Annotated in this window: 23 protein-coding genes; 9 read left to right on the forward strand and 14 right to left on the reverse strand. The window is 41.3% G+C overall.

All coding sequences use genetic code 11. The annotated features are described in order from the left end of the window. Window position 1 precedes the first annotated feature (1 nt). From ubiB to lhpI, 6 genes are all read left to right on the forward strand, one after another. Window positions 2-1,645, forward strand: a complete 1,644-nt coding sequence (gene ubiB / locus AC0L3Y_RS03430; protein ID WP_473468782.1) for a ubiquinone biosynthesis regulatory protein kinase UbiB — start codon at window positions 2-4, stop codon at window positions 1,643-1,645. 16 nt (window positions 1,646-1,661) lie between these two features. Continuing rightward, window positions 1,662-1,994 carry a phosphoribosyl-ATP diphosphatase gene (locus AC0L3Y_RS03435; RefSeq protein WP_473468785.1) on the forward strand — a complete coding sequence of 111 codons (333 nt, stop codon included), beginning with the start codon at window positions 1,662-1,664 and terminating at the stop codon, window positions 1,992-1,994. Between the two features lie 52 nt (window positions 1,995-2,046). After that, window positions 2,047-2,265, forward strand: a complete 219-nt coding sequence (gene tatA / locus AC0L3Y_RS03440; RefSeq protein ID WP_473468787.1) for a Sec-independent protein translocase subunit TatA — start codon at window positions 2,047-2,049, stop codon at window positions 2,263-2,265. A gap of 3 nt (window positions 2,266-2,268) precedes the next feature. Continuing rightward, a complete protein-coding gene (gene tatB, locus AC0L3Y_RS03445) occupies window positions 2,269-2,679 on the forward strand; it encodes a Sec-independent protein translocase protein TatB (protein WP_473468790.1) in 411 nt (136 codons plus the stop codon). Between the two features lie 30 nt (window positions 2,680-2,709). Next, complete coding sequence (gene tatC, locus AC0L3Y_RS03450) at window positions 2,710-3,486, forward strand: twin-arginine translocase subunit TatC (protein ID WP_473468792.1); 777 nt, start codon at window positions 2,710-2,712, stop codon at window positions 3,484-3,486. A 152-nt stretch (window positions 3,487-3,638) separates the two neighbouring features. Continuing rightward, window positions 3,639-4,583 carry a bifunctional Delta(1)-pyrroline-2-carboxylate/Delta(1)-piperideine-2-carboxylate reductase gene (gene lhpI / locus AC0L3Y_RS03455; RefSeq protein WP_473468794.1) on the forward strand — a complete coding sequence of 315 codons (945 nt, stop codon included), beginning with the start codon at window positions 3,639-3,641 and terminating at the stop codon, window positions 4,581-4,583. Window positions 4,584-4,615: 32 nt separating this feature from the next. On the opposite strand, the gene iolG is transcribed toward lhpI, so the two are convergent. The 9 genes from iolG to AC0L3Y_RS03500 all read right to left on the reverse strand — a co-directional run bounded on the left by iolG (window position 4,616) and on the right by AC0L3Y_RS03500 (window position 15,233). Further along, window positions 4,616-5,611, reverse strand: coding sequence for an inositol 2-dehydrogenase (gene iolG / locus AC0L3Y_RS03460; RefSeq protein WP_473468796.1), 996 nt, complete (start codon window positions 5,609-5,611; stop codon window positions 4,616-4,618). A 67-nt stretch (window positions 5,612-5,678) separates the two neighbouring features. Further along, complete coding sequence (locus tag AC0L3Y_RS03465; protein WP_473468799.1) at window positions 5,679-6,509, reverse strand: class II fructose-bisphosphate aldolase; 831 nt, start codon at window positions 6,507-6,509, stop codon at window positions 5,679-5,681. Between the two features lie 12 nt (window positions 6,510-6,521). Further along, window positions 6,522-7,367, reverse strand: coding sequence for a 5-deoxy-glucuronate isomerase (locus AC0L3Y_RS03470; protein ID WP_473468801.1), 846 nt, complete (start codon window positions 7,365-7,367; stop codon window positions 6,522-6,524). A gap of 116 nt (window positions 7,368-7,483) precedes the next feature. Further along, on the reverse strand, window positions 7,484-8,479 hold the full coding sequence (iolC, locus tag AC0L3Y_RS03475; protein ID WP_473468804.1) for a 5-dehydro-2-deoxygluconokinase: 996 nt from the start codon (window positions 8,477-8,479) through the stop codon (window positions 7,484-7,486). Beyond that, entirely contained in the window at window positions 8,472-9,650 is a 1,179-nt protein-coding gene (locus tag AC0L3Y_RS03480; RefSeq protein WP_473468806.1) for a Gfo/Idh/MocA family protein, read from the reverse strand. The genes iolC and AC0L3Y_RS03480 overlap by 8 nt, the downstream gene beginning before the upstream one ends. Window positions 9,651-9,661: 11 nt before the next feature. After that, on the reverse strand, window positions 9,662-11,512 hold the full coding sequence (gene iolD / locus AC0L3Y_RS03485; protein WP_473468808.1) for a 3D-(3,5/4)-trihydroxycyclohexane-1,2-dione acylhydrolase (decyclizing): 1,851 nt from the start codon (window positions 11,510-11,512) through the stop codon (window positions 9,662-9,664). A 94-nt stretch (window positions 11,513-11,606) separates the two neighbouring features. Continuing rightward, entirely contained in the window at window positions 11,607-12,581 is a 975-nt protein-coding gene (locus AC0L3Y_RS03490) for an ABC transporter permease (protein ID WP_473468811.1), read from the reverse strand. Next, window positions 12,581-14,134, reverse strand: a complete 1,554-nt coding sequence (locus AC0L3Y_RS03495) for a sugar ABC transporter ATP-binding protein (protein ID WP_473468813.1) — start codon at window positions 14,132-14,134, stop codon at window positions 12,581-12,583. The genes AC0L3Y_RS03490 and AC0L3Y_RS03495 overlap by 1 nt, the downstream gene beginning before the upstream one ends. Window positions 14,135-14,300: 166 nt before the next feature. Next, window positions 14,301-15,233, reverse strand: a complete 933-nt coding sequence (locus AC0L3Y_RS03500) for a sugar ABC transporter substrate-binding protein (protein ID WP_473468816.1) — start codon at window positions 15,231-15,233, stop codon at window positions 14,301-14,303. Between the two features lie 204 nt (window positions 15,234-15,437). On the opposite strand from AC0L3Y_RS03500, the gene AC0L3Y_RS03505 reads away from it, so the two are divergent. Both AC0L3Y_RS03505 and AC0L3Y_RS03510 read left to right on the forward strand, forming a co-directional pair. Further along, on the forward strand, window positions 15,438-16,331 hold the full coding sequence (locus tag AC0L3Y_RS03505; RefSeq protein ID WP_473468819.1) for a sugar phosphate isomerase/epimerase family protein: 894 nt from the start codon (window positions 15,438-15,440) through the stop codon (window positions 16,329-16,331). 99 nt (window positions 16,332-16,430) lie between these two features. Then, the gene (locus AC0L3Y_RS03510) at window positions 16,431-17,444 is read left to right on the forward strand and encodes a LacI family DNA-binding transcriptional regulator (RefSeq protein WP_473468822.1); all 1,014 of its coding nucleotides are present in this window, start codon (window positions 16,431-16,433) and stop codon (window positions 17,442-17,444) included. Window positions 17,445-17,499: 55 nt separating this feature from the next. On the opposite strand, the gene AC0L3Y_RS03515 is transcribed toward AC0L3Y_RS03510, so the two are convergent. From AC0L3Y_RS03515 to thiI, 5 genes are all read right to left on the reverse strand, one after another. Next, window positions 17,500-18,663 carry a Gfo/Idh/MocA family protein gene (locus AC0L3Y_RS03515; RefSeq protein ID WP_473468826.1) on the reverse strand — a complete coding sequence of 388 codons (1,164 nt, stop codon included), beginning with the start codon at window positions 18,661-18,663 and terminating at the stop codon, window positions 17,500-17,502. Between the two features lie 139 nt (window positions 18,664-18,802). Next, window positions 18,803-19,696, reverse strand: a complete 894-nt coding sequence (locus AC0L3Y_RS03520) for a TIM barrel protein (protein WP_473468830.1) — start codon at window positions 19,694-19,696, stop codon at window positions 18,803-18,805. 211 nt (window positions 19,697-19,907) lie between these two features. Further along, window positions 19,908-20,342, reverse strand: coding sequence for a D-aminoacyl-tRNA deacylase (gene dtd / locus AC0L3Y_RS03525; protein ID WP_473468832.1), 435 nt, complete (start codon window positions 20,340-20,342; stop codon window positions 19,908-19,910). A 170-nt stretch (window positions 20,343-20,512) separates the two neighbouring features. Continuing rightward, window positions 20,513-22,333, reverse strand: a complete 1,821-nt coding sequence (typA, locus tag AC0L3Y_RS03530) for a translational GTPase TypA (protein WP_473468834.1) — start codon at window positions 22,331-22,333, stop codon at window positions 20,513-20,515. Between the two features lie 248 nt (window positions 22,334-22,581). Next, on the reverse strand, window positions 22,582-24,033 hold the full coding sequence (thiI, locus tag AC0L3Y_RS03535) for a tRNA uracil 4-sulfurtransferase ThiI (protein WP_473468837.1): 1,452 nt from the start codon (window positions 24,031-24,033) through the stop codon (window positions 22,582-22,584). A 330-nt stretch (window positions 24,034-24,363) separates the two neighbouring features. On the opposite strand from thiI, the gene glnA reads away from it, so the two are divergent. Then, window positions 24,364-25,770, forward strand: coding sequence for a glutamate--ammonia ligase (glnA, locus tag AC0L3Y_RS03540; protein WP_473468841.1), 1,407 nt, complete (start codon window positions 24,364-24,366; stop codon window positions 25,768-25,770). Window positions 25,771-25,954: the final 184 nt, after the last annotated feature.

The raw sequence follows: 25,954 nt of genomic DNA on the forward strand, positions 1-25,954 counted from the left end.
TATGTTAACCAGTGTTTTTCGTCTGTTACGCATTGTATTTACCGTAATACGCTTTCGCCTTGATGTATTTATTCCTTTTGCCTTATTACCTTGGTACATACGTTGTACGTTAGGTGTAATTTGTTCTATAGGACGAAAACACGCCAGTAAAAATAAAGGGGAACGCCTTCGCTTGGCGCTGGAATCTCTTGGCCCTATCTTTGTTAAGTTCGGTCAAATTTTATCGACACGACGAGACCTCTTAGACGATGAGATCGCTGATGAACTTGCTAAACTTCAAGACAGGGTTCCAGCCTTTTCAGGACAAGTCGCTCAAACTATTATTGAGCGAGATTTAAAAGCACCGGTTGCAGAGTTATTTGCAGAGTTTTCTGTCGAACCACTGGCATCTGCTTCCATTGCTCAAGTTCATACCGCCAAACTGCATTCAGGCGAAGAAGTTATCGTAAAGGTCATTCGCCCTAAAATTGAAAAAACCATAGCCAAAGACATTAAGCTGCTTTATACCTTAGCAAACTTAGTCGCTAACATAAGTGAAGATGGACGCCGTTTACGACCGATTGAAGTCGTTACTGATTACGAATATACCATTCTAGATGAATTAGACCTCGCTAAAGAAGCTGCTAACACAGGACTATTACAACGTAACTTTGTTGGTTCAGATTTACTTTATGTACCTCAAGTGTATTGGGATTACAGCCATCGAAATGTCATGGTAATGGAGCGCATTTACGGTATTCCTGTGGCTGATATTCCAGCGCTTAATAAAGCCAATGTGAATATGAAATGTTTAGCTGAGCGTGGTGTGGAAATATTCTTTACACAGGTTTTTTCTCACAGTTTCTTTCATGCGGATATGCATCCGGGCAATATTTTCGTTGATGTGAGTAACCCAGAAAAACCCAAATATATTGCGATTGATTGTGCCATCATGGGTAGCTTAGATGACGCAGACAAAAACTATTTAGCTCGTAACCTTTTAGCCTTTTTCCAGCGTGATTATCGTTTAGTTGCTGAGTTACATGTGGAAAGTGGGTGGGTTCCAAAAGGTACACCCGTGCATGCCTTTGAATCAGCAATTCGAAGCGTTTGTGAGCCTATGTTTGCAAAACCACTAAAAGACATCTCATTTGGTCAAGTATTAATCGGCCTATTCCAAACTGCACGTCGCTTCAATATGGAAGTGCAACCTCAGTTGGTTTTATTAGAAAAAACCTTATTAAACATTGAAGGTTTAGGTCGTCAGCTTTATCCTGATTTAGATTTATGGGTAACTGCTAAACCCTTTCTGGAGCGCTGGATGCGTGAACAAATGGGGCCGAAGCGAGTGATGGAAGAAGTTCGCAAACAAGCCCCACAATGGGCAGGTCAACTACCACAAATTCCTAATTTGATTTTTACAGCTCTATCTCAAATGTCACATCAAGAAGAACGTATTCAGGCGCAAACAGAAGCCATTGACGAATTAGGCAAAGAGTTGAAAAAGAGCCGTAAGAATCTACCGTTCCGGCTACTTGGCGTATTAAGTTTGGGAGCCGCATGGATTTTTACTGATCCCGTTTCCATGGAACATTTATCGACGGCTGACATAACCAGTTTAGGACTATTTCTAGTAGGCCTGTACTTGCTTGTCTTAAAACCGTAACATTCGAGAGACTATAATGAAAACCGATGTATTGGCTGAACTAGCGGCTACTCTAGAACAACGTAAAGGTGCGGCGGCAGATTCTTCTTATGTCGCGAGCCTACACGCAAAAGGATTAAATAAAATCCTAGAAAAAGTAGGCGAAGAAAGTATTGAAACCATCATTGCTGCTAAAGACTCTGTCACATCCGGTGATAAATCTGATTTAATTTATGAAACAGCTGACCTTTGGTTTCACACCCTAGTCATGTTATCTCATTTAGATATTGGCCCTGATGCTATACTAGACGAATTAGCTCGTCGATTTGATTTGTCTGGCTTAGAAGAAAAAGCAAATCGAACTAAATAATGAATAAGCGCTGTAATTAGGCGATTAAACGAATAAGTAACTGGAGAAATATATGTTAGGTGGTATTAGTATTTGGCAATTATTGATTGTTTTAGCAATTCTAATTCTTATTTTCGGTACTAAAAAACTAAAAAACCTAGGCGCAGATCTAGGCGGTGCAGTTAAAGGTTTTAAACAAGCCGTGGACAAAGACAGTGACGTGGAAGATGAGAAAACAGCTCAGAACAAAGTCATTGATAGTGAAGTAAAAAAAGACGATAAGAGCGCCTAACCTGTGTTCGATATTGGCTTTTCTGAACTTTTAGTTGTCTTCGTTGTAGGTCTGTTAATTCTTGGACCAGAACGCCTGCCTCATGCTGCGAAAACAGCGGGGCTTTGGGTGCGTAAGATTCGTCGCAGCATCAACTCTGTGCAGAGAGAAATTAATGCACAACTTGATCAGGAGGAACTGCAACAAAAAATCACCGAAACTAACCAACGCACCCTTAAAGAAGAAAAAACAATTCAGAATACCATTACTCCGTTGCCTGAGTCCTATGCACAGGAGCCAATGACACCTATAACAGAAAATACAACGGACAATGACGAAGCACCTTTAGTTGCTTCTAATAAACAGGAAGCTGATTTAACTCCATTAGCAGATGCAGAACAAAAAATACCCGAGACATCCACTTCTCGTTCCTAGTTAAAACGACGCGCGGAAATGTAACGCATTATGAGTACAAGCTCTTCTAACCAAGCACCTTTAGTCGCTCATCTTATTGAGTTAAGAAATCGTTTATTAAAAGCGGTTCTTGTCATTCTGGTTCTGTTTCTCGGTTTATATGCCTTTGCCAACGACTTATATCTCATCGTATCAGAGCCATTACGCTTGTTACTGCCACCTGGAAGCTCATTGATCGCAACAGAAGTTGCTTCACCCTTTCTCGCGCCGTTAAAGCTAACGTTCGCTGTTGCTGTCTTGCTGTCTGTTCCTTATACGCTCTTCCAAGCTTGGTCCTTTATTGCTCCAGCTTTATATAAGAACGAGAAACGTATTGCGATTCCTTTGCTTATCTCCAGCATCTTTCTTTTTTACGCAGGGGTTTTATTCGCCTATTACGTTGTATTGCCACTCATTTTCGGCTTTTTCACTACGGTTGGCCCAGGTGAAGTAACCGTTATGACCGACATTAATAATTACTTAAATTTTGTATTAAAACTCTTCTTTGCATTTGGCGTGACCTTTGAAATTCCAGTTGCTACGTATTTACTGATTAAAGCCGGCGTCACAACCGTTGCCACGTTATCCAAGAAGCGTCCTTATATTTTTCTTGGCTGTTTTGTCGTTGGTATGCTGATTACTCCCCCTGACATTTTCTCCCAAACGTTATTAGCCATTCCTATGTGGATGCTGTTTGAATTAGGTCTTATTGCAGGTAGAACTGTGAAAGTACCAGAAAATGATGAAGATGAGGCCTCTGACGAACCTAGCTCAGAGACTAATCAGTAGTTATTCTCAGTCCTTTCTTAAACTGTTTTAAAAACGCCTCAGCTTGACTGGGGCGTTTTTTTTGCCTTGTAGAACATTCATTAAGAGCACAGAATCGAGTATTCTTAATGTAGAAAGTAAAATTTTTGATTGGCTAACTACAAAGGTACCCTATGCGAATTATCAGTGCAGAAGAAGTGCAACAAACATTATCTTTCGAAAGTCTTGTTCCTGCGTTACAAGCTGCTTTTAGTACTGACTTTGGTATGCCTCAAAGACAAATTTACACCTTACCTGGTGGCACTGTAGAAAAACACGATACTTTTGCCGTTTTACCAGCTTGGACTCAGGACGTTCTTGGTGTAAAAACTTTCACTCATTATCCGAAAAATCCTGAACATGGTCGATTAACCGTTGCTGCACAGGTTTTATTATTCTCAAGAGAAACAGGAGCTCCACTGGCTTTAGTTGATGGCACTAGTCTGACATATTGGCGCACAGCCGCAATATCGGCTCTTGCCGCCAGCTTTATGGCTCGTGAAAATTCGAGTTCTTTATTATTGTTTGGTACCGGTGAGCTAGCTTCTTATATGGCCTTAGCCCATGCTAGTGTCCGACCAATAACGAAAGTTTATGTTCATGGCCGCTCCGAAGAAAAAATGCAGATTACGCAACAAAAAATTCAAACCGCTCGACCTGACATTGAAGTAATAACATGCAAAAAATACGAAGATGTCATTACTCAAGTTGATGTTGTAAGTTGTGCAACAGGTAGTCCAATACCATTATTCAAAAGCTCTCTTTTGGCAGCAGGCACGCATATTGATTTAGTCGGAAATCACCATACAACATGTCGAGAATGTGACTCAGCGACCGTAAAAATGTCTCATGTAATAGCTGACAGTTATTTAAATGTATTCAACGAAGCAGGTGAAATACTGATTCCGCTCGAAGAAGGCATTATTGAAAAAAATCATATAAAGGGCGAGCTTGCTGAACTTTGCTCAGGAAAAGTTAAAGGTCGCCTAAATAAAAATCAGACAACCTTATTTAAATCCGTAGGTACTGCGTTGGCCGATGTAGCAAGCGCTCATCTTGTTTATCAGAACCTAAGTTAACCTAAGGTTTTGATAACACACATCGTTCCTAATTATTGCAATGCTAATGTCTGCGCATTCCCCGTCTCTAAAGACTTAAGTGCAGCGTTAGCTATTAATAATGCTTTCCTTCCATCCTCTCCAACAGGGTAATTTTCTATTCCAGATTGCAAACCTGAAACAAAAGCATCTAGCTCATTACGATAGGCCTCTGCATAACGCTCTAAAAAGAAAGCCATAGGCTTTTGTGACGCCATTCCATTTTCCGTTGCAATAGACAATGTGCTCTCAGGAATATTATTAACGGTCAACATGCCACCACTGGCGTGAACTTCGACTCTTTGATCATAGCCATAAGACGCTCTGCGGCTATTGGTAATCACCGCCATTTTTCCGCTTTTACATGTTAGTGTGATAATTGCTGTATCTACATCTCCAGCCTCTTTAACATGAGGTGATGTCATGGCTGAAGCTGTTGCATAAACGGACACAGGCTCCTCACCCAACAGCCAACGTGCTATATCAAAGTCATGTATCGACATATCACGAAACATGCCACCAGAGCTTTTAATATAACTTGCAGGCGGAGCTTCCGGATCTCGGGAAGAAATAGTTAGCATTTCGACCGCACCCATTTCACCAGAATCCAGCACGTTTTTTAGATGTGCAAAGTTAGGGTCAAATCGACGATTAAACGCCATCATTAATGGCACATTAGCCTTTTTAACCAAAGCTAAACAAGCATCGACTCGCTCTATCGATAGGTCGACTGGTTTTTCACAAAAAATGGCCTTGCCGGCTTTAGCGGCAAGTTCAATCAGGTCTGCATGTGTTTCTGTAATACTGCATATTAATACAGCATCAACACGAGGATCAGCTAATGCTTGATCAACGGAAACCGCTTGAGCGCCATATTTTTCAGCGGTCTGTTGTGCAACGACATCATTCATATCAATCACATATTTCAAACAGCAGTCTTGGTGTAATGAAATATTTTTTGCGTGAATTTGACCAATGCGACCAGCCCCAAATAATGCGAGGTTAAGCATAATCACTCCTTTTACTATATTAGAGACAAAAAAAATGCCCCATTAGAGAGGCCAAAACGGGATTTTCTTAACGTAACAACTGAATGATTCGTTCTGCTTCCGCTTGAACAAAAGGCATGGCTTTTTGCATAAAATACATCTTGTCGAATTTATCCGGCTCTTCATTCATTAAGCGCCTTAAATTTGATCCCATCGCCATACGCAATGAAGTGCCAATATTAAATTTTGCAACGCGTGTTTTCTTAAGTTGTTTAATATCGTCCTCTTTAATGCCTGTTGTGCCATGAATAACTAGAGGGATATCCGTCACTCTATTCTTAATAGCGTCCAATAAAGAGTAATCAATCACTGAATCGGGTGTGGTTAAGCGATGGACATTACCAATAGCAATCGCCATGGCATCAAGATTACTTTCTGTTGCATAACGATAAGCATCATCTGGCGAGGTATTAATTGACTTAATATGGTCTCGCCCCTCTTTATACGCCACTGAACCAATTTCACCTTCAACACTCACGCCTAGTGCATGAGCTACTTGAGCTACATTTTTCGTACGACGAATATTTTCTTCCAACGAGAGTTGAGACCCATCAAACATGACCGAAGAGAAACCATGATGCATGGCATTAAAAACAATATCTTCATCATAGGTATGATCTAAATGGACGCAGACTTCAGTAGAACTAGCATTGGCTAAAGACAAAAGCATTTTCGCTAACGCCTCAACGCCCATGAAGTCGACCATATCTTTATTCGCCGCCAAAATAATCGGACTCTTCAACGACTCAGCCGCCTCTACAATGGCTCTGCCCTCTTCATAGCCAAACACATTACAACAAGGAATGGCATAATCAGAGTTTGCCGCATCAGGCAAAATATCATTCAGTGTGACTAGCATATCAACACTCCATTATTTGAATTTGTTAATCATGTCCTTGATACCAGGAATCGTGTGTACCTGATATTCATGGTTCGGGTCAAAATGCTGAATAAGCGACTTAGAATGTTCCCCAACAATGACGGTGAAGTAATACATTTCATAGCCAGGTGCTGCGACACATGGGTGATAACCTTTATCGATCGCAATCACGCTGCGGTTCTTAATGTGATAAACGGGACCAATATCGTCTTCGTGTTCATACAAAAATTGTGCACCAAAACCTTGATCAGGATTAAAGCGAAACTGATAAACCTCTTCATAACGCGTTTCTTCTTTACCACGTTCGGTATCGTGTTTGTGGGCAGGAAAACCAGACCAACCACCAGCACCAACTGTAAACAATTCACTCACGAGCAAACGACCACGTTGATTCGCATTTTTCTGACCTAGAATATGCTTAATTTTTCGATGGGTTTTTGTATCATCACTACCGTATTGGATTTTGTCCGTTTCTTCAGGTTTCACTTCAAACGGCTTTAATGTTTCCTCATAACGTCCACCAGCAACCATCAAGTCTGCGTTTTCTGACGTACAAGTAATCTTAACAACTGCATTAACGGGAGCGTAGACGGCCGCGGGATCACCATCCCAAACATGTTTTCTAACACCAACATTTTCAAAAGCTTTGCCATCTACTGTAATGGTACAAGTACCTCCAGCTAAGACGATAGCCGTCTCATAGTTATCCAATTGGTATTGATGACTCTCACCTTTTTGTAAAAATACTTGGTTAAAGTAGATCAATGGTGTCGTGTCATCGTTTACATCGATAATGGCCTTGTTTTTATTGTCATAGGCTGGAATATGCTTACCCATAATACTTTTCTCCAAAGATCGTTTTTAATGAAAATATTTAAAGAAAGTAGCAATGTCATTCTCAAGCAATAACACCCAAAAACCCTTTACTCTAAATTATTCTTTCATTATTTGTGTTAAGCGGCCTCATAGGTCGCAATGAAATTCATTAGCTCTGCACGTGTTGGCATAGCTTCAGTACAGTTCTTTTTTGATACGTTAATGGCTGCCGCTGCCGACCCCATTTTGACGCTTTCTTGTAAGCTATAGCCCTGTAATAAAGCGTACATAAGTGCACCAGCAAAAGAGTCTCCGGCTCCAAAGGGTTTTTTGACTTCAACAGGAAAGATACCTTGAGTGAAATTTTTTCCATCGCGGGTATAAATCTTTGATCCATGCTCACCGGCTTTAATAATGACCACTTGAGTGGCGTCATTTAGATAACGAAGAGCCGTTTTGTCATCGCCTTTCTCAACATCTGGTTTTTCTAGCATTTCCATCACATCAAATTCTTCACGATTACCAATCACCACATCCGACAAACTGGCGGCCAGTTGATAATACAAAGAAGACTCTTCAGGTGAATGCCAAGAATAAGCTCGGTAATCCACATCCAAAATAACTACGGTGCCAGCATCTCTCGCATAACGAATCGCAGCCAAAGCGGCTTCTCTAGACGGACTTGTTGATAATGCCGTTCCTGATACCAAGAGTATTTTGGCTTGAGCTATATAGGCTTTATCGATTTGTTCAATTGACAGTGTTAAATCTGACGCATTATTTCGATAGATAACCACTTCACAATCGCTGGCTTTCATTTCTGTAATTGCCAAGCTGGTACGAGAGCCAGATTTGTCAATAACCATGCCTTTCAAATCGACCTTTAGACTGTCTAGATAATCACAGACATAACGCCCCAACCCATCGTCAGAAACGCAACTGATCAAACCTGCTTTAGCACCTAATTTCGATAAAGCAACAGCAATATTAGCGGGCGAGCCTCCGACAAACTTATCGAAGCCAGAGACATCCGTCATATCCACATTTTCTTCGCGTGCATACAAATCCACACCCGCCCGACCAAAGCAAACCACATCGAGAGATCGGTTAGTTGGGAACGCTAAACTAGTCATGATATTTCACCCATTTGGCTCCGTTATCAGCGGAATCGACACAGCGCTCAAGCAAGCGAACACCTTCAATACCAGCGTCAATATCTGGGTACCATGTGGCATCAACTGTATCTTGATCTCCCCGGTTAGCGGCTTTCATAACAATGCCAAAACGACTGTAGATATTGGACCAAGACTCAAAGAAGCCTTCAGCATGACCACCACCAATACGGTCACTGTTCACTGCTGGGCTGTCTTTGTGTAAATACCCCATACCTCGCTCTAATACCCGAGCTGGCTCACCTTGAACTTCGTAGCTAAGCTGGTTAGGGCGCTCATCCCACCATTCAAGGCTGGCTTTTTCGCCAACAATACGAATTTTTTGTTGATGCATAGAACCCGCATTAACACCACTAGCCCACAATGTTCCTACCGCACCATTTGAAAATTGCATCATCACATGGGCGTTATCTTCTAAAGGGGCTCGTGACTTCACAAAGCTCTGACGCGTACAGCATAAACTTTCCACATCTAAGTCGGTCATCAGCTGCGCCATGTAAAAAGCGTGGGTACCGATATCGCCCAACACATAGGTTGGCCCAGATACTTCAGGGTTCATACGCCATTTCGCACCAGGGTCATTTTTCTCTACTTCTTGTGCATGGAAGCCATGAGCAAATTGCATGTTAATCACACGCACTTCACCAATATCTCCTCGCTGAATCATTTCTCGCGCCTGGTGAATCATCTGGAAACCAGCGTAACCATACATAACCCCAAAAATTCGATTATGTTTTCGTGCTATTTTTTTTAAATCTTCGGCTTCAACCACAGTAAAGGTCACTGGTTTTTCGCAAACAACATGTAGCCCTGACTCTAGTGCTGCTTTGGCAATTGGATAGTGAGTCGCATTCGGTGTTGCAATTGAAACGGCTTGAATTCCATCGTCACGTTTTGCTTCTTCGGTAAACATGGTGAGGTAATCGGCATAGCAACGGTCGGCGGATAGGCCTAAGTTGGTACCAAAATCACGGCAACGATCTGCATCAATATCAAAGGCACCCGCCACTAACTGAAAGTGACCATCGCGTGTTGCACCAGAACGATGTGCGTAACCAATTTGACTACCACGGCCGCCACCAACCATTGCCCAACGTAGAGGCTGCTCCGAACGCATTTCTTCATTAAACATATGTTATCTCCCTATACGCCACGGCGTTGATGAGTACGCCCTGCATTAAAGTTATTGACTGCTTTTTCAACTTTTTCATTGCGTGTTATTTCTGGTAAACCAACTTCCCACCAGCAGTCACAGCTGGACCATTTAGTAGGATCAATATCAACGACAATAACTGAAGTTTTATCAGCGGCTTTCGCTCTTGCAAAAGCGTCATCAAACTCGCTCATGTTAGTAATTTTTTCACTGATCGCACCTTGTGCTTCGGCGTGTTTGGCAAAATCAACTCTTGCTAATTCACCATCGGGGCGACGGCAATCTGCTAATAAATTATTAAAGGAATCATTACCTGTGTTGTTTTGCAGCTTGTTAATGACTGCGAAACCAGCGTTATCACAAACAATCACGATCATCTTATGGCCTGTTAACACGGAGCTATAGATGTCTGAGTTGAGGATCATGTAAGAACCATCACCGACGAGTACAACAACATCATTGTCTGGATTAGCTATTTTTGCGCCCCAACCACCTGCGATCTCATATCCCATGCAAGAGAAACCAAATTCAATATCGAATTTACCAATCTGCTTACTCTGCCAATTCATATTTAACTCGGCAGGCAAACCACCCGCGGCAGTTAAAACCGTATCGCCTGTCTCTGCTAAACGATTCACTGCACCGATAACTTGAGCATAAGACGCCATTTCTGTGCCTTTCACTGCACTTCGTTGTTGACACAAAGCCTTCCATTCAGCCGATTTTTCTTGTGCTAACGAAGCCCAAGACATGCTTGCTTTCCATGTCCCTAAAAGGCTATTTAACTGAGAAAGAGTCTGCTTAGCATCAGCAACGATAGGCATCGCCAAATGTTTTATGGCATCCGTACGACCAACGTTAATGCTAATGATTTTTAAGTTTGGGTTACGGAATACAGACCATGAACCTGTTGTAAAATCTTGCAACCGGGTTCCTATTGCAATCACTACATCCGCATGAGCAGCAAGATAATTGGCAGAATCCGAACCTGTCGCTCCAATAGGTCCTCCATTTAAAGGGTTGTCCTGAAGCAATGCAGATCGCCCTGCAATCGTTTCGATAACCGGAACTTGATGTTGTTTCGCAAAGGCTGCTAATTCATCCGTTGCTCTAGAATAATGAACACCGCCACCACTGATGATCAAAGGTTGCTTGGCGTTGCTAATCAATGTAGCGGCCAGTTCTAAATCACATTGTTCAGGTTGTGGTCGACGAATACGGTGTACTTTTTCTTCAAAGAAACGCACCGGGTAATCAAACGCGATACCTTGTATATCTTGCGGCAAACCTAAAAACACAGGACCACAATCGGCAGGATCAAGTAAGGTATCCAAGGCCAAAGGCAAGGTTTGCAATAGCTGAGCAGGATGAATAATACGATCCCAATAACGAGTCACTGCCTTAAAGGCATCATTTGCCGTAATAGATGGAGAGTGGAAATGCTCTGTTTGTTGCAGAACAGGATCTGGTAAACGACTGGTATAGGCGTCCCCCGCCATCATCAACAAAGGCAAACGGTTGGTATGTGCAATACCAGCCGCAGTTACCATGTTGGTTGCTCCAGGACCAATAGATGTGGTAGCAATACCAATACGTTGACGGTTATTGGCTTTTGCATAAGCCACTGCTGCCATTGCCATCGATTGCTCATTTTGCCCACGCCACGTAGGCAGTTGCTCTTCAACATTTTTCAATTGCTGACCTAGGCAAGTCACGTTGCCATGTCCAAAAATAGCGAAGGAACAACCAAATAACGACTCGACTTGACCGTCAATTTCAATCTTCTGTGCCACTAAATATTTTACCAGCGCTTCCGCTACAGTGAGACGAATTGTATCCATAAGACTTCTCTTTTTATTGTTAGATTAATGATAAAACTATGACGCTAACGACTGCCTAATACCGGGGTTTACTAACCAGCATACGTTTTAACAACTAGGCTTTTTTGCGTTTTTGCGCATCTAATAGAACGGCACCAATGATGATCATACCTTTGATTATTTGCTGCCAATATGGATCTACGCCCAACATGTTCAGGCCTTTATTCATCACACCGATAATCAAAGCTCCGACAATACACATAGGAACAGAACCCACACCACCAGCGAGAGAAGTACCACCAATAACAGCGGCGGCGATCGCATCCAGTTCCCACATGTTGCCGAATGTTGGGTTACCTGCGTACGCTCTAGAAGTCAGCATGGCGCCAGCTAATCCAGCAAGCGCACCAGCTAGGATATAAACTTTAAGAAGAGTGATTTCGACATTAACACCACAAATTTTCGCCGTATTCACATTACCGCCAATGGCAAAAACATGGCGACCAAAGCTCATACGGCTCATCATGATATGGCAGGTAATTGCAACCAGAACATAAATAACAACAAGACCTGGCACACCAAAAATTGATCCGTCGCCAATAGAAGTAAACGCATCAGAGCTGGCGTCAATTGGACGACCATTACTAACAAGCTGAGCCACGCCACGGGCCATGGTCATCATTCCAAGCGTGGCAATGAAAGGAGGTATACGACCGTAAGCGGTAATAGAGCCATTAATCAGGCCACAAATACTGCCCACAAACATTGCAGCACCAAAGGCAAAAATGGTCATTCCATAACCTTCTGTACCAGTCACTATCGAAGCACCAACAACTGACGCTAAAGCAACAACGGCTCCAGAAGATAAATCAATACCACCAGTAACAATGGCAAAGGTCACTCCAATCGCAATAATCCCAAACATAGAGACTTGTTCTAAGATACTGAAAATATTTCTAAGCGAGGCAAAACCATCAATTTTTAAAGAAAGAGCAGAAAATAATAAAATCAGAATAAGTAACATTCCGTATTTATTAAGCACTTCTGTGTAATGAGTTTTTCGCGCATTAGCGCTTGCTTCCTTAACCATTATGCAACCCCTTGTGTCTGATATTCAGACTCTAATTCTTGTTCTTCTTGTGATGGCACATCGCCACCTGCTGCCATTTCCAAAATTACTTCCTGGGTCGCATTTTCACGATCCACAATACCGACTTCTCGCCCTTCAGCCATGACCATAATTCGATCACTTAAGGACAATAGTTCGAGCATTTCAGACGAAACAATAATGATGGCTTTTCCTAAGCGAGCGAGCTCAACGATCAACTTATAAATCTCGGCTTTGGCACCGATGTCGATCCCTTTTGTTGGTTCATCTAGAATCAAAATTTCAGGTTCGAGTAACAACCAACGAGCAATCAATACTTTTTGCTGATTACCACCAGATAGGTTCCCAATGATGGTTTCGACTGTTGGGGTTTTAATACGGAGTTGATCTTTCATTGAATTAGCTACATCTCTGGCTAACTCTTCAGAAATAAGATGGTGTTTTTCGTAAGGGAGTAATTCAGGCATGATCATGTTGTCAGTGACGCTCATATTCAACATCAAGCCAGTCAGTTTTCTGTCTTCTGTTACAAACCCAATGCGGTGCTTAATGGCGTCACATGGTTTATGAATTTCGATCTTTTTACCATGTAAATGAATTTCACCAGTTTCTGCAGGCTTATAACCAAATAAAGCTTCAACCACTTCACTGCGACCAGCACCAACCAATCCAGCGATGCCAAAAATTTCACCTTTTCTGACACTGAAATTAATATCGTGGAATTTACCTGGTAAACTTAGATTGCGAACTTCCAGTAATGTCTCACCAATGCTGACATCTTCGCGCTGGAACATTTCGTCCATGTCACGACCGACCATCATATTAATGAGCTCTTCTTTAGTGATATCAGTGGTTTTTTTAGTACCTATGTATTGCCCATCTCGAATGACGGATACTTCATCGGATAACTCAAATACTTCTCCTAGCTTATGGGAAATATAGATAATCGCGATACCACGTTCTTGTACCTTTCTAACAATTCGATAAAGCTGGTGTACTTCAGATTCTGTCAAAGCCGTTGTTGGCTCATCCATAATGATAAGTTTGGCGTCATAAGAAACTGCAGTAGCAATAGCCAATAATTGCGCCTTCGCTACAGAAACATTTTGCATCAGTGTCTCAACACTCATAGGAATGCCAAGTTCTTTCAATATGTCATTGGTTTTTTGATTCATAGCATCCTGATCCATCAGAATGCCCTTTTTGATTTCTCTGCCTAAGTAAAAATTAGCGGCAACAGAAAGGTTCGCGGAAGGACTAATCTCCTGAGGAACCATTGCCAATCCGGTGTGAATAGCATCTATCGGTGCTTTAGGATGAAAAGGTTTACCATCAAAGAAAATTTCACCACCTGCATCCGGCGTATAAAGCCCATACAGTATTTTCATTAAAGTTGACTTACCTGCGCCATTTTCTCCCATGAGCGCATGTATACTGCCTTTACGGATTGATAAGTTCACCTGATCCAAAGCTTTTACGCCTGGAAAGGTTTTACTTACATTTATCATTTCTAAAATGCAATCTGAATTAGTCATAAGCGTTATTGTTTTTATTAGTTGCGTAATATTAGATAAAAGAAATGTTATTGAATTTGCTTTGAATCTCGCCTAATGACCTCTTAACTATTATTAAGAGATCAAAGCAGACAAATTCAACAACCTTCTTTATGCCTGATAAAAAAAACGAAAAAGACCGAGGTACTTATTGGTATTTATATAAGTATTCTATTTTTTGCTCTTCCAAAACCAGCTCAAAGTTAATCCAGTTCATTTTCTGAACCTTCTCGCCTTTCGCAAGTTTATAGGCAATTTCAGCACCGCCGTAACCTTGTCCTTTGGCACTTTGGAAGACAGTTGAATCTAAGCCTGAACCAAGATATTCCAATGCGTCTGGAGTAGCATCAACCCCTGTAATGATCAAATCAGCATCTGTCAGGCCCGCTTTTCGCGCTGCCAAAAGTGCCCCAATTGCCATTTCATCGTTATTCGCAACAATTACATTGATTTCAGGATGGGCTTGTAATAAATCTTCTACAATTTGTAGTGCTTTCGCTCGATCCCAACGACCTTCCTGCTCAGCAACGATTTTAATATTTGAATGTTTTGAAAAGACTTGTTTGTTACCTTCCGTTCTCTTAATTTGCGCCTCATGCCCTAAGACGCCCATCAGAATGGCAACATTTCCTTGTTTCCCATCCAACATACCAACAACGCTTTCAGCCTGAATGATGCCCGCCTGTATGGATTCAGATCCCACATAAGCATCAACATTTTTCATAGCGCTTTCGTCTGGAAGACGGTTAACAATGACAAGTGGAATACTTGCTCTATTGGCTTTCTTCGCTATCGGTTTCACGATGGCGATATCAGTAGGAACAACAAGAAGTGCATTTACACCGGCATCGATAAAGTTATCAACGTCATTAAGCATTTTACTTGGATCTTCATTTGCATCCGTCATTTTAATCTCAACATCGCTGTGTTTATCATTAAAATCATTGATGCCTTCAAATAAATAACTCATCCACTTATCAGCAAACGAAGGCATTGGAGCCCCAATCACAAGTGTCTCAGCAAAAGCAAAATTCGAAGCGGCACAAACTACAGAAGCAGCCAGTAAGGTTTTTTTGATCATTTTCATCTCATCCTTTTATTGTTTTATTTTTGTTCTATTTGAGCAATAAGAATCAGTAAGTGAGCCGTATATTTAACAAAAGCAAGATCACTTAATCGCCAGACTAACAACATGAAATAATTATTGCAAGCGCTTGCAATAATTATTTCATGTTTTATTATCAGCCTTATCAAACGACCCTAAACAATAATAAAAAGAGATTTTATGCAGCTAAAAATAAGTAATGCACCTTGCTCATGGGGAGTCGAAACACCTGATTCAATAAACAACCCTGAATGGAAAGTAGTCCTCGATGAATGCAAAGCATCAGGCTATAAAGGCATTGAATTAGGGCCGGTAGGCTTCTTTCCCGAAGATCCAAACACCTTAAGAGACGCTCTTTATGAAAGAGAACTAACCCTAACCGCTGGCGTTGTCTTTCGTCCTTTTCATGATCCAAAGCAATGGGAGAATGTTCTCGATGGTGCTCGTCGGACGTTCCGCTCACTAAAAGCACAAGGCGCAAAGCAAGCAGTGTTGATTGACTCTATTGCAGAAGAAAGAGCACTCACTGCAGGCCGACCAAGTGAAGCCAGACGACTGGATACATTGGATTGGAAAAATATGATGGAACGAGTAGAAACCATTGCAAAAATCGGCACCCAAGAATATGGATTAAATATTGCGTTACATGGTCATGCGGCCGGTTTTATCGAATATAAAGATGAAATTGAAAAAGTACTTGAGGATATTGACGAAAGTATTTTGTCTCTTTGCATCGATACAGGTCATTGTTTATACGCAGGTTTTGATCCTATTCAGTTTTATCAAACTCATAAAAATAGAACGACATACTTTCACTTTAAAGACATTGACCCTCAAGTCCAAAAAGTCGTTACCGAAAATAGAATCAACTTTTATGACGCAATAACTCAAGGGTTATTTTGCAATTTAGGTAAAGGGATTTGTGACTTTAAAATGCTTTTTGAGGAAATGAAAAGATTAGACTTCCAGGGTTGGTCTACCATAGAGCAAGAATGTGATTCACGTTCGAAAAGCACATTAATCGATGCAAGTTACAACCATGACTATCTAAAAAACCTATTCAAGGAAATGTAAAAATAGCCTTTATGTGACAAAAAACATACTATTGACGCTGTAAATCATACAAATACACTGACTTACATTAAAAGCATAAATAGATAAAATAAGGTCATCATGCAGCAAGATCGTTATAAGCACATCACTCAAAAGGAAGTGGCAGACAAAGCAAATGTTTCTCTCTCTGCGGTTTCAAGGGCCTTCACCGTTGGTGCAAGTGTTTCAAAAAAAACGCGCGAAAAAATTGAAGCTGCCGCCAATGAATTAGGTTACAAGCCGAATATGCTTGCTCAATCTTTGATGACAAACCGTACGAGATTAATTGGCATTATTTCTAGTAACTTCGAGAATCCTGCTTTTATTGAAGTATTAGATTTAATCACTAAAGAATTGAAATCAAGAAATTATCTCTCTCTCATTGAGAACCTTACTACAGAATCTAAGCCTGAAGCTGTATTAGATACCTTGCTGCAATACCGTGTTGATGGCGTATTATTTCTTTCATCGGTATTGCCAACCATCTTTGCTGAAGTGTGTGCAAAGGCTAAGCTACCTGCAGCCATCATGTTTGGTCGTGCAAATTTAAGCGGCTCTATTAGTGTCGTTACAGCTGACAACTATAATGGCGGAAAGATGGGAGTGGAGTTGCTAGTTGCACGAGGCTATAAGAAAATCGCCTTTTTAGGTGGACCAATCAATGCAACCACGACCATTGATCGTAAGCAAAGCACTATTACAACATTAAAGGAAAATGGCCTTGAGTTAGTCGCAATTGAACACTGTGATACCTATTCATATGATGCTGGTCGGATAAAATCACAGGAGCTACTAACCAATAATCCAGATATTGAAGCCATCTTTTGTGGTGATGACATACTTGCCATTGCCACCCTAGACTCAGCCAGAGAAATGGGAAAAAAATGTCCAGAGGATCTTGGCATACTTGGCTTCAATGACATGTCTATGGCGTCATGGGGAGCATACAATCTTTCAACAGTACAACAGCCGATTAAAGAAATGGTATCTGCCGCTGTTGACATCATCATAGCCAGAATTGAACAGCCTGGCCTTCCAACTGAACAACGATTATTGCCTTGTAAGCTCATTGAAAGAGGCACATTAAAACAGTAGCTTTCATATGCCTCTTTAAAAAGTTTCTTTTAAAACATCCCAGTCCAAATTTTTTTTAGAGCAAAGAAATCCATTCGCCATTGTTTTGATTAGACTTAACGGCAGCCTCAACGAACTTCACTCCTGCGGCACCATCTGCGATGTTAGGGAAATATCGAGCGAGAGGATTTTCTGGCACATTAGTATGCTGCGCAATAATAACTTCTGCTAAGTCGGTATACAGATTCGCAAACGCTTCTCGATAACCTTCAGGGTGGCCTAACGCAATCCGTGACACTCTATTACCCGCCTCATGTAAACCTATACCGCCTTTTTGCAATAGTTTAATCGGTTGATCTAAGCTACGAACCAAGAGTTCATTCGGCTGCTCCTGATACCATTCCAAGCCACCTTTACTACCGTAAACCTTTAGGCATAAACCATGCGTAGCACCTGCTGCAGCCTGAGTAATGAAAAAAGAGCCCCTCGCTTTGTTTTTATAACGAGTCAAAATTCCAGTGTAATCATCAGCGGTTCGACCAGGTACAACGGTTGTAATATCAGCACTTAATTCACAAGGAGTCATTCCAGATACAAAGGAGGCTAGATGATAACAATGGGTGCCAATATCACCAATAATCAAAGAGGAACCCGCCATTTTAGGGTCCATATGCCAATTTTCACCCGCTTTTTCCGATTCTGTTAATTCCGCTAAATGCCCCTGCACATAATCACATTGCACCATTCTTATTTCACCAAGCTCTCCAGCTTCAATAATGGCTCTCGCTTCACGCACCATTGGATAGCCTGAATAAGCATAGGCGACACAACACTCAACATCGCTGTCTTGGACTTTCTTCACTAAATCCATCGCTTCGTTAAGATCATTCGTTAGCGGTTTCTCACACATGATATGAAAACCGCACTCAATTGCTAAACAAGCAATGGTATAATGACTGTTGTTCGGCGTCATAATCGCAATAACATCAACACGATCTTCACGTGCGGCTTCCGCCTTAATCATTTCTTCCGCTGTCGCGTATCCGCGCTCGATGCCTAGCTCTTTTGCACTCGCCACTGATTTAACTGGGTTTGATGAAAAAACTCCCGCCTTCACTTCATAATATTCTTCAAGCGTGGATGCACCTCGATGCACAATGCCAATAAATGAACTGGGGCCACCACCGATCACACCAAGTCTAAGTTTTCTACCTAATGCATTAATTACAGGATTTGCCATAGTGCTTTTCCTTTTGTAAAAAAGCCTTTAAAAAGAAGCGTTTTCACAAAAAAAACGCTCTAAGTCGGTTACCAAATTATGATTTCTTCAAAATTCTTCCATTATAGAGCTGCTATTAACAACTCTATAATGAAAGCGTTTATTGTAAGAAGTGCTGCTCAATAAACTGTCGGCTTTCCTGAGCATTCTCTAATGAACTATTGTCTTTAGCCGCAGGATCAACATCCTGTTCTACTGTAATCCAGCCGTTGTAATTGATCTTTTCTAAGGTAGCTCGTAATTGCGTAAAATCGACACAGCCTTTGCCAAGCGGACAAAATACGCCATTGCCAATCGCTTTATAGAAGTCCACATTATTTTCTACTGTATGCTCTAACACAGCTTCATTGATGTCTTTAAAGTGAATGTAGGCAACACGATCTTGATAAGCTTCAATCAATTCAGAAGGGTTAATGCCAGCATATCGGCAATGACCAGAATCCACACAAAGCTTAACTAAATCGCTGTCTAGATCTTTCATCGCGCGATCAATCTCATCACGGTATTCGATAAAGGTTCCAGCATGAGGATGTACTACAGGGACAATGTCGTATTCACGGCAAATCAAAGACAACTCTGTGATTGTCTTCATCATTTCGTTCCACTGATCTGTTGGTAAACGATAAGCCGTTTCAATTTGACCAGCTTGATCTGTTCTAGGCGAAGAGACATGATCAATGACTACCATGTATTTTGCTTGTTGCGCTTGTAGTAGTTTGCATGTTTCTCTGGTGTATTCGAGGATTTCAGCACGCTTTTCAGGCTTGTGTAGATGTTTAAAAATGGTACCAGCGATAAGACCTAATCCATTTTCTTGTAATTTAAACGCAAGCACTTGAGAGTCTGTTGGTAAGTAGCCTAATGGGCCAAGCTCAGTTGCCTTGTACCCTGCTTGGGATATTTCTTGTAAAACGGTCTCCCACGCTGGGTTGCTTGGGTTGTCTGCGAACTCAATGCCCCATGAACATGGTGCGTTAGATAGATGAAGTTTCATTATTTTTATACTTCCTATTAATGTGTGTATTAAGAACCTAAAACACATTAATGCAAGCGCTTGCAAAAAGTCAATATTTCACTGTGCAAATATTAGTTTACTCGCCTTTTTTACCTTTAATTATTAATAACCCCTCGATAATTAATAGCGATTGACAAATTCCACACACAAAATGCTATTCCCTCAAAACGCATATAATTCATTTACGATATCAATCCAACATAAAAGTAACAGGGCCATCATTGGTAAAGGAGACTTTCATATCTGCACCAAACTGCCCTGTTTCGACTTTGTCATATTGCGCCTGGACCTTATTAACAAAGTCATTAAAAAGTCGTTCACCTTCCACTGGAATCGCTGCCGTTGAGAAACCTGGTCGTAAACCCTTTTTGGTTTCTGCTGCTAAGGTAAATTGAGAAACTAGCAAAACACCGCCGCCAACCTGTTGAACGTTTAAGTTCATTTTTCCTTCGTCATCACTGAACATACGGTATTTAAGAAGTTTGTCCGCTAAACGCTGTGTATCGACTTCACTATCACCTTTTTCTATTCCAACCAGTACAAGCTGGCCATAATCAATTGCACCAATTGTTTCACCATCAACGACGACGCTAGCATTCAGGGCTCGCTGCACTAAAACCTTCATTGTCACTCCTTTTAGTTAAGTCTGTATTTCTGTATGCACTTTATCAAACACCAGAAAAAACAAAAGCGCCCGAAGGCGCTTCTGTCGCTCCTGAATTCATTTACATGAACTCATTTGCTGCTGCTCTTTATAAAGCGATCCTGTTGAATCGTTTTATTGAACTACTTCATTTATTTACGACCGTTACGCTTACGTTCGTTTTCAGTAAGGAACTTCTTACGAACACGAATGCTTTCTGGCGTTACTTCTACCAATTCATCATCTTCGATGAACTCAAGCGCTTGTTCTAAAGTTTGACGAATAGGTGGCGTCAGCGTCAAAGCTTCATCTGTACCAGATGCACGTACGTTAGTAAGCTGCTTACCTTTAACAGGGTTAACTGCCAAATCGTTGTCACGTGAGTGAATACCGATAATTTGACCTTCGTAAACTTCAACTGCGTGACCGAGGAACATACGTCCACGGCTCTGCAAGTTAAACAAAGAGTAAGCGGCTGTTTTACCAGTCAACATGCTGACTAATACGCCGTTTTTACGGCTTTGAACTTCACCATCTTTTACTGGACCATAGTGATCGAAAACACTTGTCAAAATACCAGAACCAGATGTCAACGTTAGGAACAAACCACGGAAACCGATCAAACCACGTGATGGCATCATGAACTCAAGACGAGTACGACCTTTGCCATCTGGCTCCATATTGGTTAGCTCACCTTTACGTAAGCCAATTTCTTCCATGATAGAGCCTTGATGCTGATCTTCAACATCAATTACTACCATTTCAAATGGTTCACATTTTACGCCGTCAATTTCTTTAGTAACTACTTCAGGACGAGATACACCCATTTCGAAGCCTTCACGACGCATTGTTTCGATCAATACTGAAAGGTGAAGCTCACCACGACCAGAAACGATGAATTTATCAGGCGTATCACCTTGACGCACACGAAGTGCTACGTTGTGAATAAGCTCTTGGTCAAGACGGTCTTTAATGTTACGAGTTGTAACAAATTTACCTTCTTTACCAGCAAACGGAGAGTCATTAACGATGAACGTCATGCTTACTGTTGGTTCATCAACAGACAATGCTGGAAGTGCTTCAACACAAGTAGGATCACACAAGGTATCAGAGATACTTAAACCGTCAATACCATTGATACAAACGATATCACCAGCTGTGGCTTTATCAGTATCAACACGTGCTAGACCATGGTAGCCCTTAACGTTTAATACTTTACCTTTACGCTCTTTGCCATCCGCTGATTTTACGATCACTTGCTGGTTAGGAGACAAGCTACCACGTGTGATACGGCCAACACCGATAACGCCAACGTAGCTATCGTAATCCAATGCAGAAACCTGCATTTGGAAGGTACCTTCTGGATCAACGTCAGGTACAGGTACGCTATCAACGATCATTTGGTAAAGAGGTGTCATGTCATCTGCTAGGTTATCTGGATCAGTACCAGCTTGACCATTAATTGCAGAAGCATAAATAACTGGGAAGTCTAATTGTTCTTCCGTTGCACCAAGGTTATCAAAAAGATCAAATACTTGATCCATAACCCAATCAGGACGAGCGCCAGGACGGTCAACTTTGTTGATAACAACAATAGGACGCAAACCTTGCTCAAATGCTTTAGAGGTTACGAAACGTGTTTGCGGCATAGGACCGTCAACCGCATCAACCAATAGACATACGCAATCAACCATAGAAAGTACACGTTCCACTTCACCACCGAAATCGGCGTGTCCAGGTGTGTCTACGATGTTGATGCGGTAATCATTCCATTTAATTGACGTATTTTTCGCCAATATGGTAATACCACGTTCTTTTTCTTGATCGTTAGAATCCATGATTCGTTCAGAACCTTCATCTTTACGATCTAACGTGCCAGACTGGCTTAATAGCTTGTCGACTAGGGTAGTTTTACCATGGTCAACGTGCGCAATGATGGCAATATTGCGTAACTTACTAATATCATTAGACATTTATAATTCTCTGCATTTGATTTGAGCAAAAAGATATACCGCCGCTTGACTCGGGCGGGTATGCTCTTCAAGCGTCTCGGATCTTGGTGCGGGGTAAAATTGGCGCAATTGTACTCTTATATTGATAATTATCCCATTAAAGTGAGTAAAAAAAACCACAAAAATAGATCAACCGAGTAATAAATAACACTCACTTCAAAACAGTAGCATTCATTTACTACAGAAATACGACTGTTTTTAATTTCTTATTAAGGTAAATAAATACCTATATTCTCATACCCCTTACCCAGCAAGTAGGAAGCATGCATTCGACTCATCACACCTTTACCACAATAAAGAAGGTGCATAGTTTTTGGATCCAGTTCAGACCAAGTGGTTTCTAGAGCAAAGAAAGGAATAACCTTAACAGGGCGCCCACTCACTTTAAGAGGACGATTACTCGCTTCATCTGGATGACGGATGTCAATAATGATTTCATCCCCAACGGGCATACGAACCACCGGCACTTCACCTTGATATTGTTTAGCAACATCATCCATGACATTTTGGATCGACATGATATTCGCGTTAGCAATGGCAGTTTCTAACACTTCGAAGTCGAAATTAGATTCTTGCTTCTCAACACGGTGCATTTTTGCTCGTGTTGTTGGCTTCACCGAAATAACACCACAGAACTCTGGCATACTTGCAGCAAAAGGTGCGGTACCAATATCAATGGCTTTATCAATAATTTCTTGTTTGTTCGTCGTGATCAAAGGTCGAATCACTAACTCTTCAGTGACTTGATCAATGACTTTTAAGTTAATTAGCGTTTGGCTTGATACCTGAGCAACACTTTCACCTGTTACCAAGGCCTTTGCTCCGACTTCGCCCATAAGCTGAGAAGCCGCTCGCAACATCATACGTTTTAAAATAACGCCCATTTCGGCATTATCCACTTTCGTTAGAATCTCACCAACAACCGCTTCAAAAGGCACAGTGATGAATTTTACATTCAGTGCAGAACCATATTTTTCCCAAATATAATGAGAAACTTGCTTCACACCTATTTCGTGAGCATCGCCACCTAGATTAAAAAAACAAAAATGCGTTTTTAATCCGCGACTCATAGTTAAATAAGAACTAACTGTCGAATCATAGCCACCCGACATCAGTGACAAAACAGGATCTTGTGAACCTAGCGGATAACCACCTAATCCTTCTACACGCTGTTCGATCATCCATACACGACTATCTCGAATGTCGATAGGAACGAGCACTTCTGGATTTTTTAATCGAACAGCCAAAGCACCACATCGAGCTTTAAGACAACCACCTATATGTCGCTCTGCTTCAACAGACGTAAAATCATGATGTCCAACACGCTTAACGCGTACAGCAAACACTGCATCTTTTATAGCATCACCATAAGAGGTAATAGCTTGCTCAACGATATCGTCAAGATCAACAAGAGGAAATTCCCGTACGAACTGAAAGTGAGCAATACCTGCTATATTGGATAACGCCTCGGTAAAGTCTTCTCGCAAATCATCCCGTTCAGAAAGTATTTCAATAAAATCCCAATTACCCGCAACGGTGACATCAACATCATACTTTTTCAAAACCAGTTTAATGTTATGTCTAAGCTGTTTAATAAAGGCTTTTCTGACTGGGCGACTTTTAATTGTGATTTCTGCAAAAAACTTAACGATAAATTTCATAGAGGTTGCAATACATACCGGAGGTTGGAAAAAGGCGCATAGTATAAAGAAAAGGCGCTAGATACGAAAACGCTAAATTCGCACCAAAAAAGAACAAAATAAACACCAAACGCACACAAAAGGTGCATTTGTGTTTTTTACTGCTAACTTAGAAGCAACTATTAAGTGCATATTTTAAAACAAAAAACCTATCTTACTGTTATTTAACACTTTATTGCTCCGCACAAAATTCTGGCACAAGTTATGCTTTATCTTTCTGAAACTGCGCTTTATATTGAAGCGCCTCAAACGAAAATATATTTTCGCTTTAACTACGACTGGAGAACAACTATGTCAAACAAGACCCTTGCCTTGATTGCTGAGCATGACGCGAAGTGGGTTGACCTTCGCTTTACTGATTTTAAAGGTAAAGAACAACACGTATCTATTCCAGCTATTACGGTAGACGAAGAATTTTTTGAAACTGGTCAGATGTTTGATGGTTCATCAATCGCTGGCTGGAAAGGCATTAATGAATCAGACATGATCATGATGCCACAGGACGATACCGCAATCATCGATCCTTTTACTGAAGAAGCGACAATCATTGTTCGTTGTAACATCATCGAACCTTCTACTATGCAAGGCTATGATCGTGACCCACGCTCTGTTGCTTTACGCGCAGAAGAGTTTCTTAAATCAACAGGTCTTGGCGATACTGCATTCTTTGGTCCAGAGCCTGAATTCTTCATCTTTGATGATGTTCGCTGGAAAACAGACATGTCTGGCAGCTCTGTAGAAATCAATGCAGAAGAAGCAGCTTGGTCTTCTAACAAGAAAATTGAAGGCGGCAACATGGGCCACCGTCCTTTCGTTAAAGGCGGTTACTTTCCAGTTCCACCAGTAGACTCTCATCACGATCTTCGTGGCGCGATGTGTGGTGCAATGGAAACGATGGGCTTAGTAATTGAAGTGCATCACCATGAAGTTGCAACAGCAGGCCAAAACGAAATCGGCGCTAAATTTAACACGCTAGTTAAAAAAGCAGATGAAGTTCAAATCCTTAAGTATTGTGTACATAACGTTGCTCATGCTTACGGCAAAACAGCGACATTCATGCCTAAACCAATCGTTGGTGATAACGGTTCTGGTATGCATGTACACCAATCTTTCTGGAAAAACGGTGAAAACCAATTCGCTGGTGATCAGTATGCGGGCCTATCTGAAATGGCACTTTACTACATCGGTGGTATCATCAAGCACGCTAAGGCGTTGAATGCTTTCACAAACGCATCAACTAACTCTTACAAGCGTCTTGTTCCAGGTTTTGAAGCACCAGTTATGCTAGCTTATTCAGCTCGTAACCGTTCTGCTTCTATTCGTATTCCATACGTAGCTAGCCCTAAAGGTAAGCGTATTGAAGCTCGTTTCCCTGATCCAACCGCTAACCCATACCTAGCTTTCGCAGCTATGTTAATGGCCGGCCTTGATGGTATCAAAAACAAGATTCACCCTGGCGATGCTGCAGATAAAGATTTGTATGACCTTCCTGCTGAAGAAGCTGCTGCAATTCCACAAGTTGCCGCTAGCCTTGAAGAAGCCCTTAAGTGTCTAGACGAAGATCGTGCATTCTTAACTCAAGGTGGCGTATTCTCTGATGACATGATCGATGCTTACATCGAACTTAAAGCAGGTGAAGCTCAGCGTGTTGCAATGACAACAACACCACTTGAATTCGAACTTTACTACAGCGTTTAATATTTAAATCGCTAAATGAAATCGAAAGCCCCGAAATTGATCGGGGCTTTTTTTGCACTAAAAAAAACGATCGCGAAATGATGCACTATAATTGTGCGTGAGGTTTTTTATTTACACTAAAAACCTTAGTAAACAAACCATTTCATTGTGCCCAATGTTGGTTCGCTTTTTGCAACCATCAAAA

This window comes from Marinomonas sp. GJ51-14 (assembly GCF_055808695.1).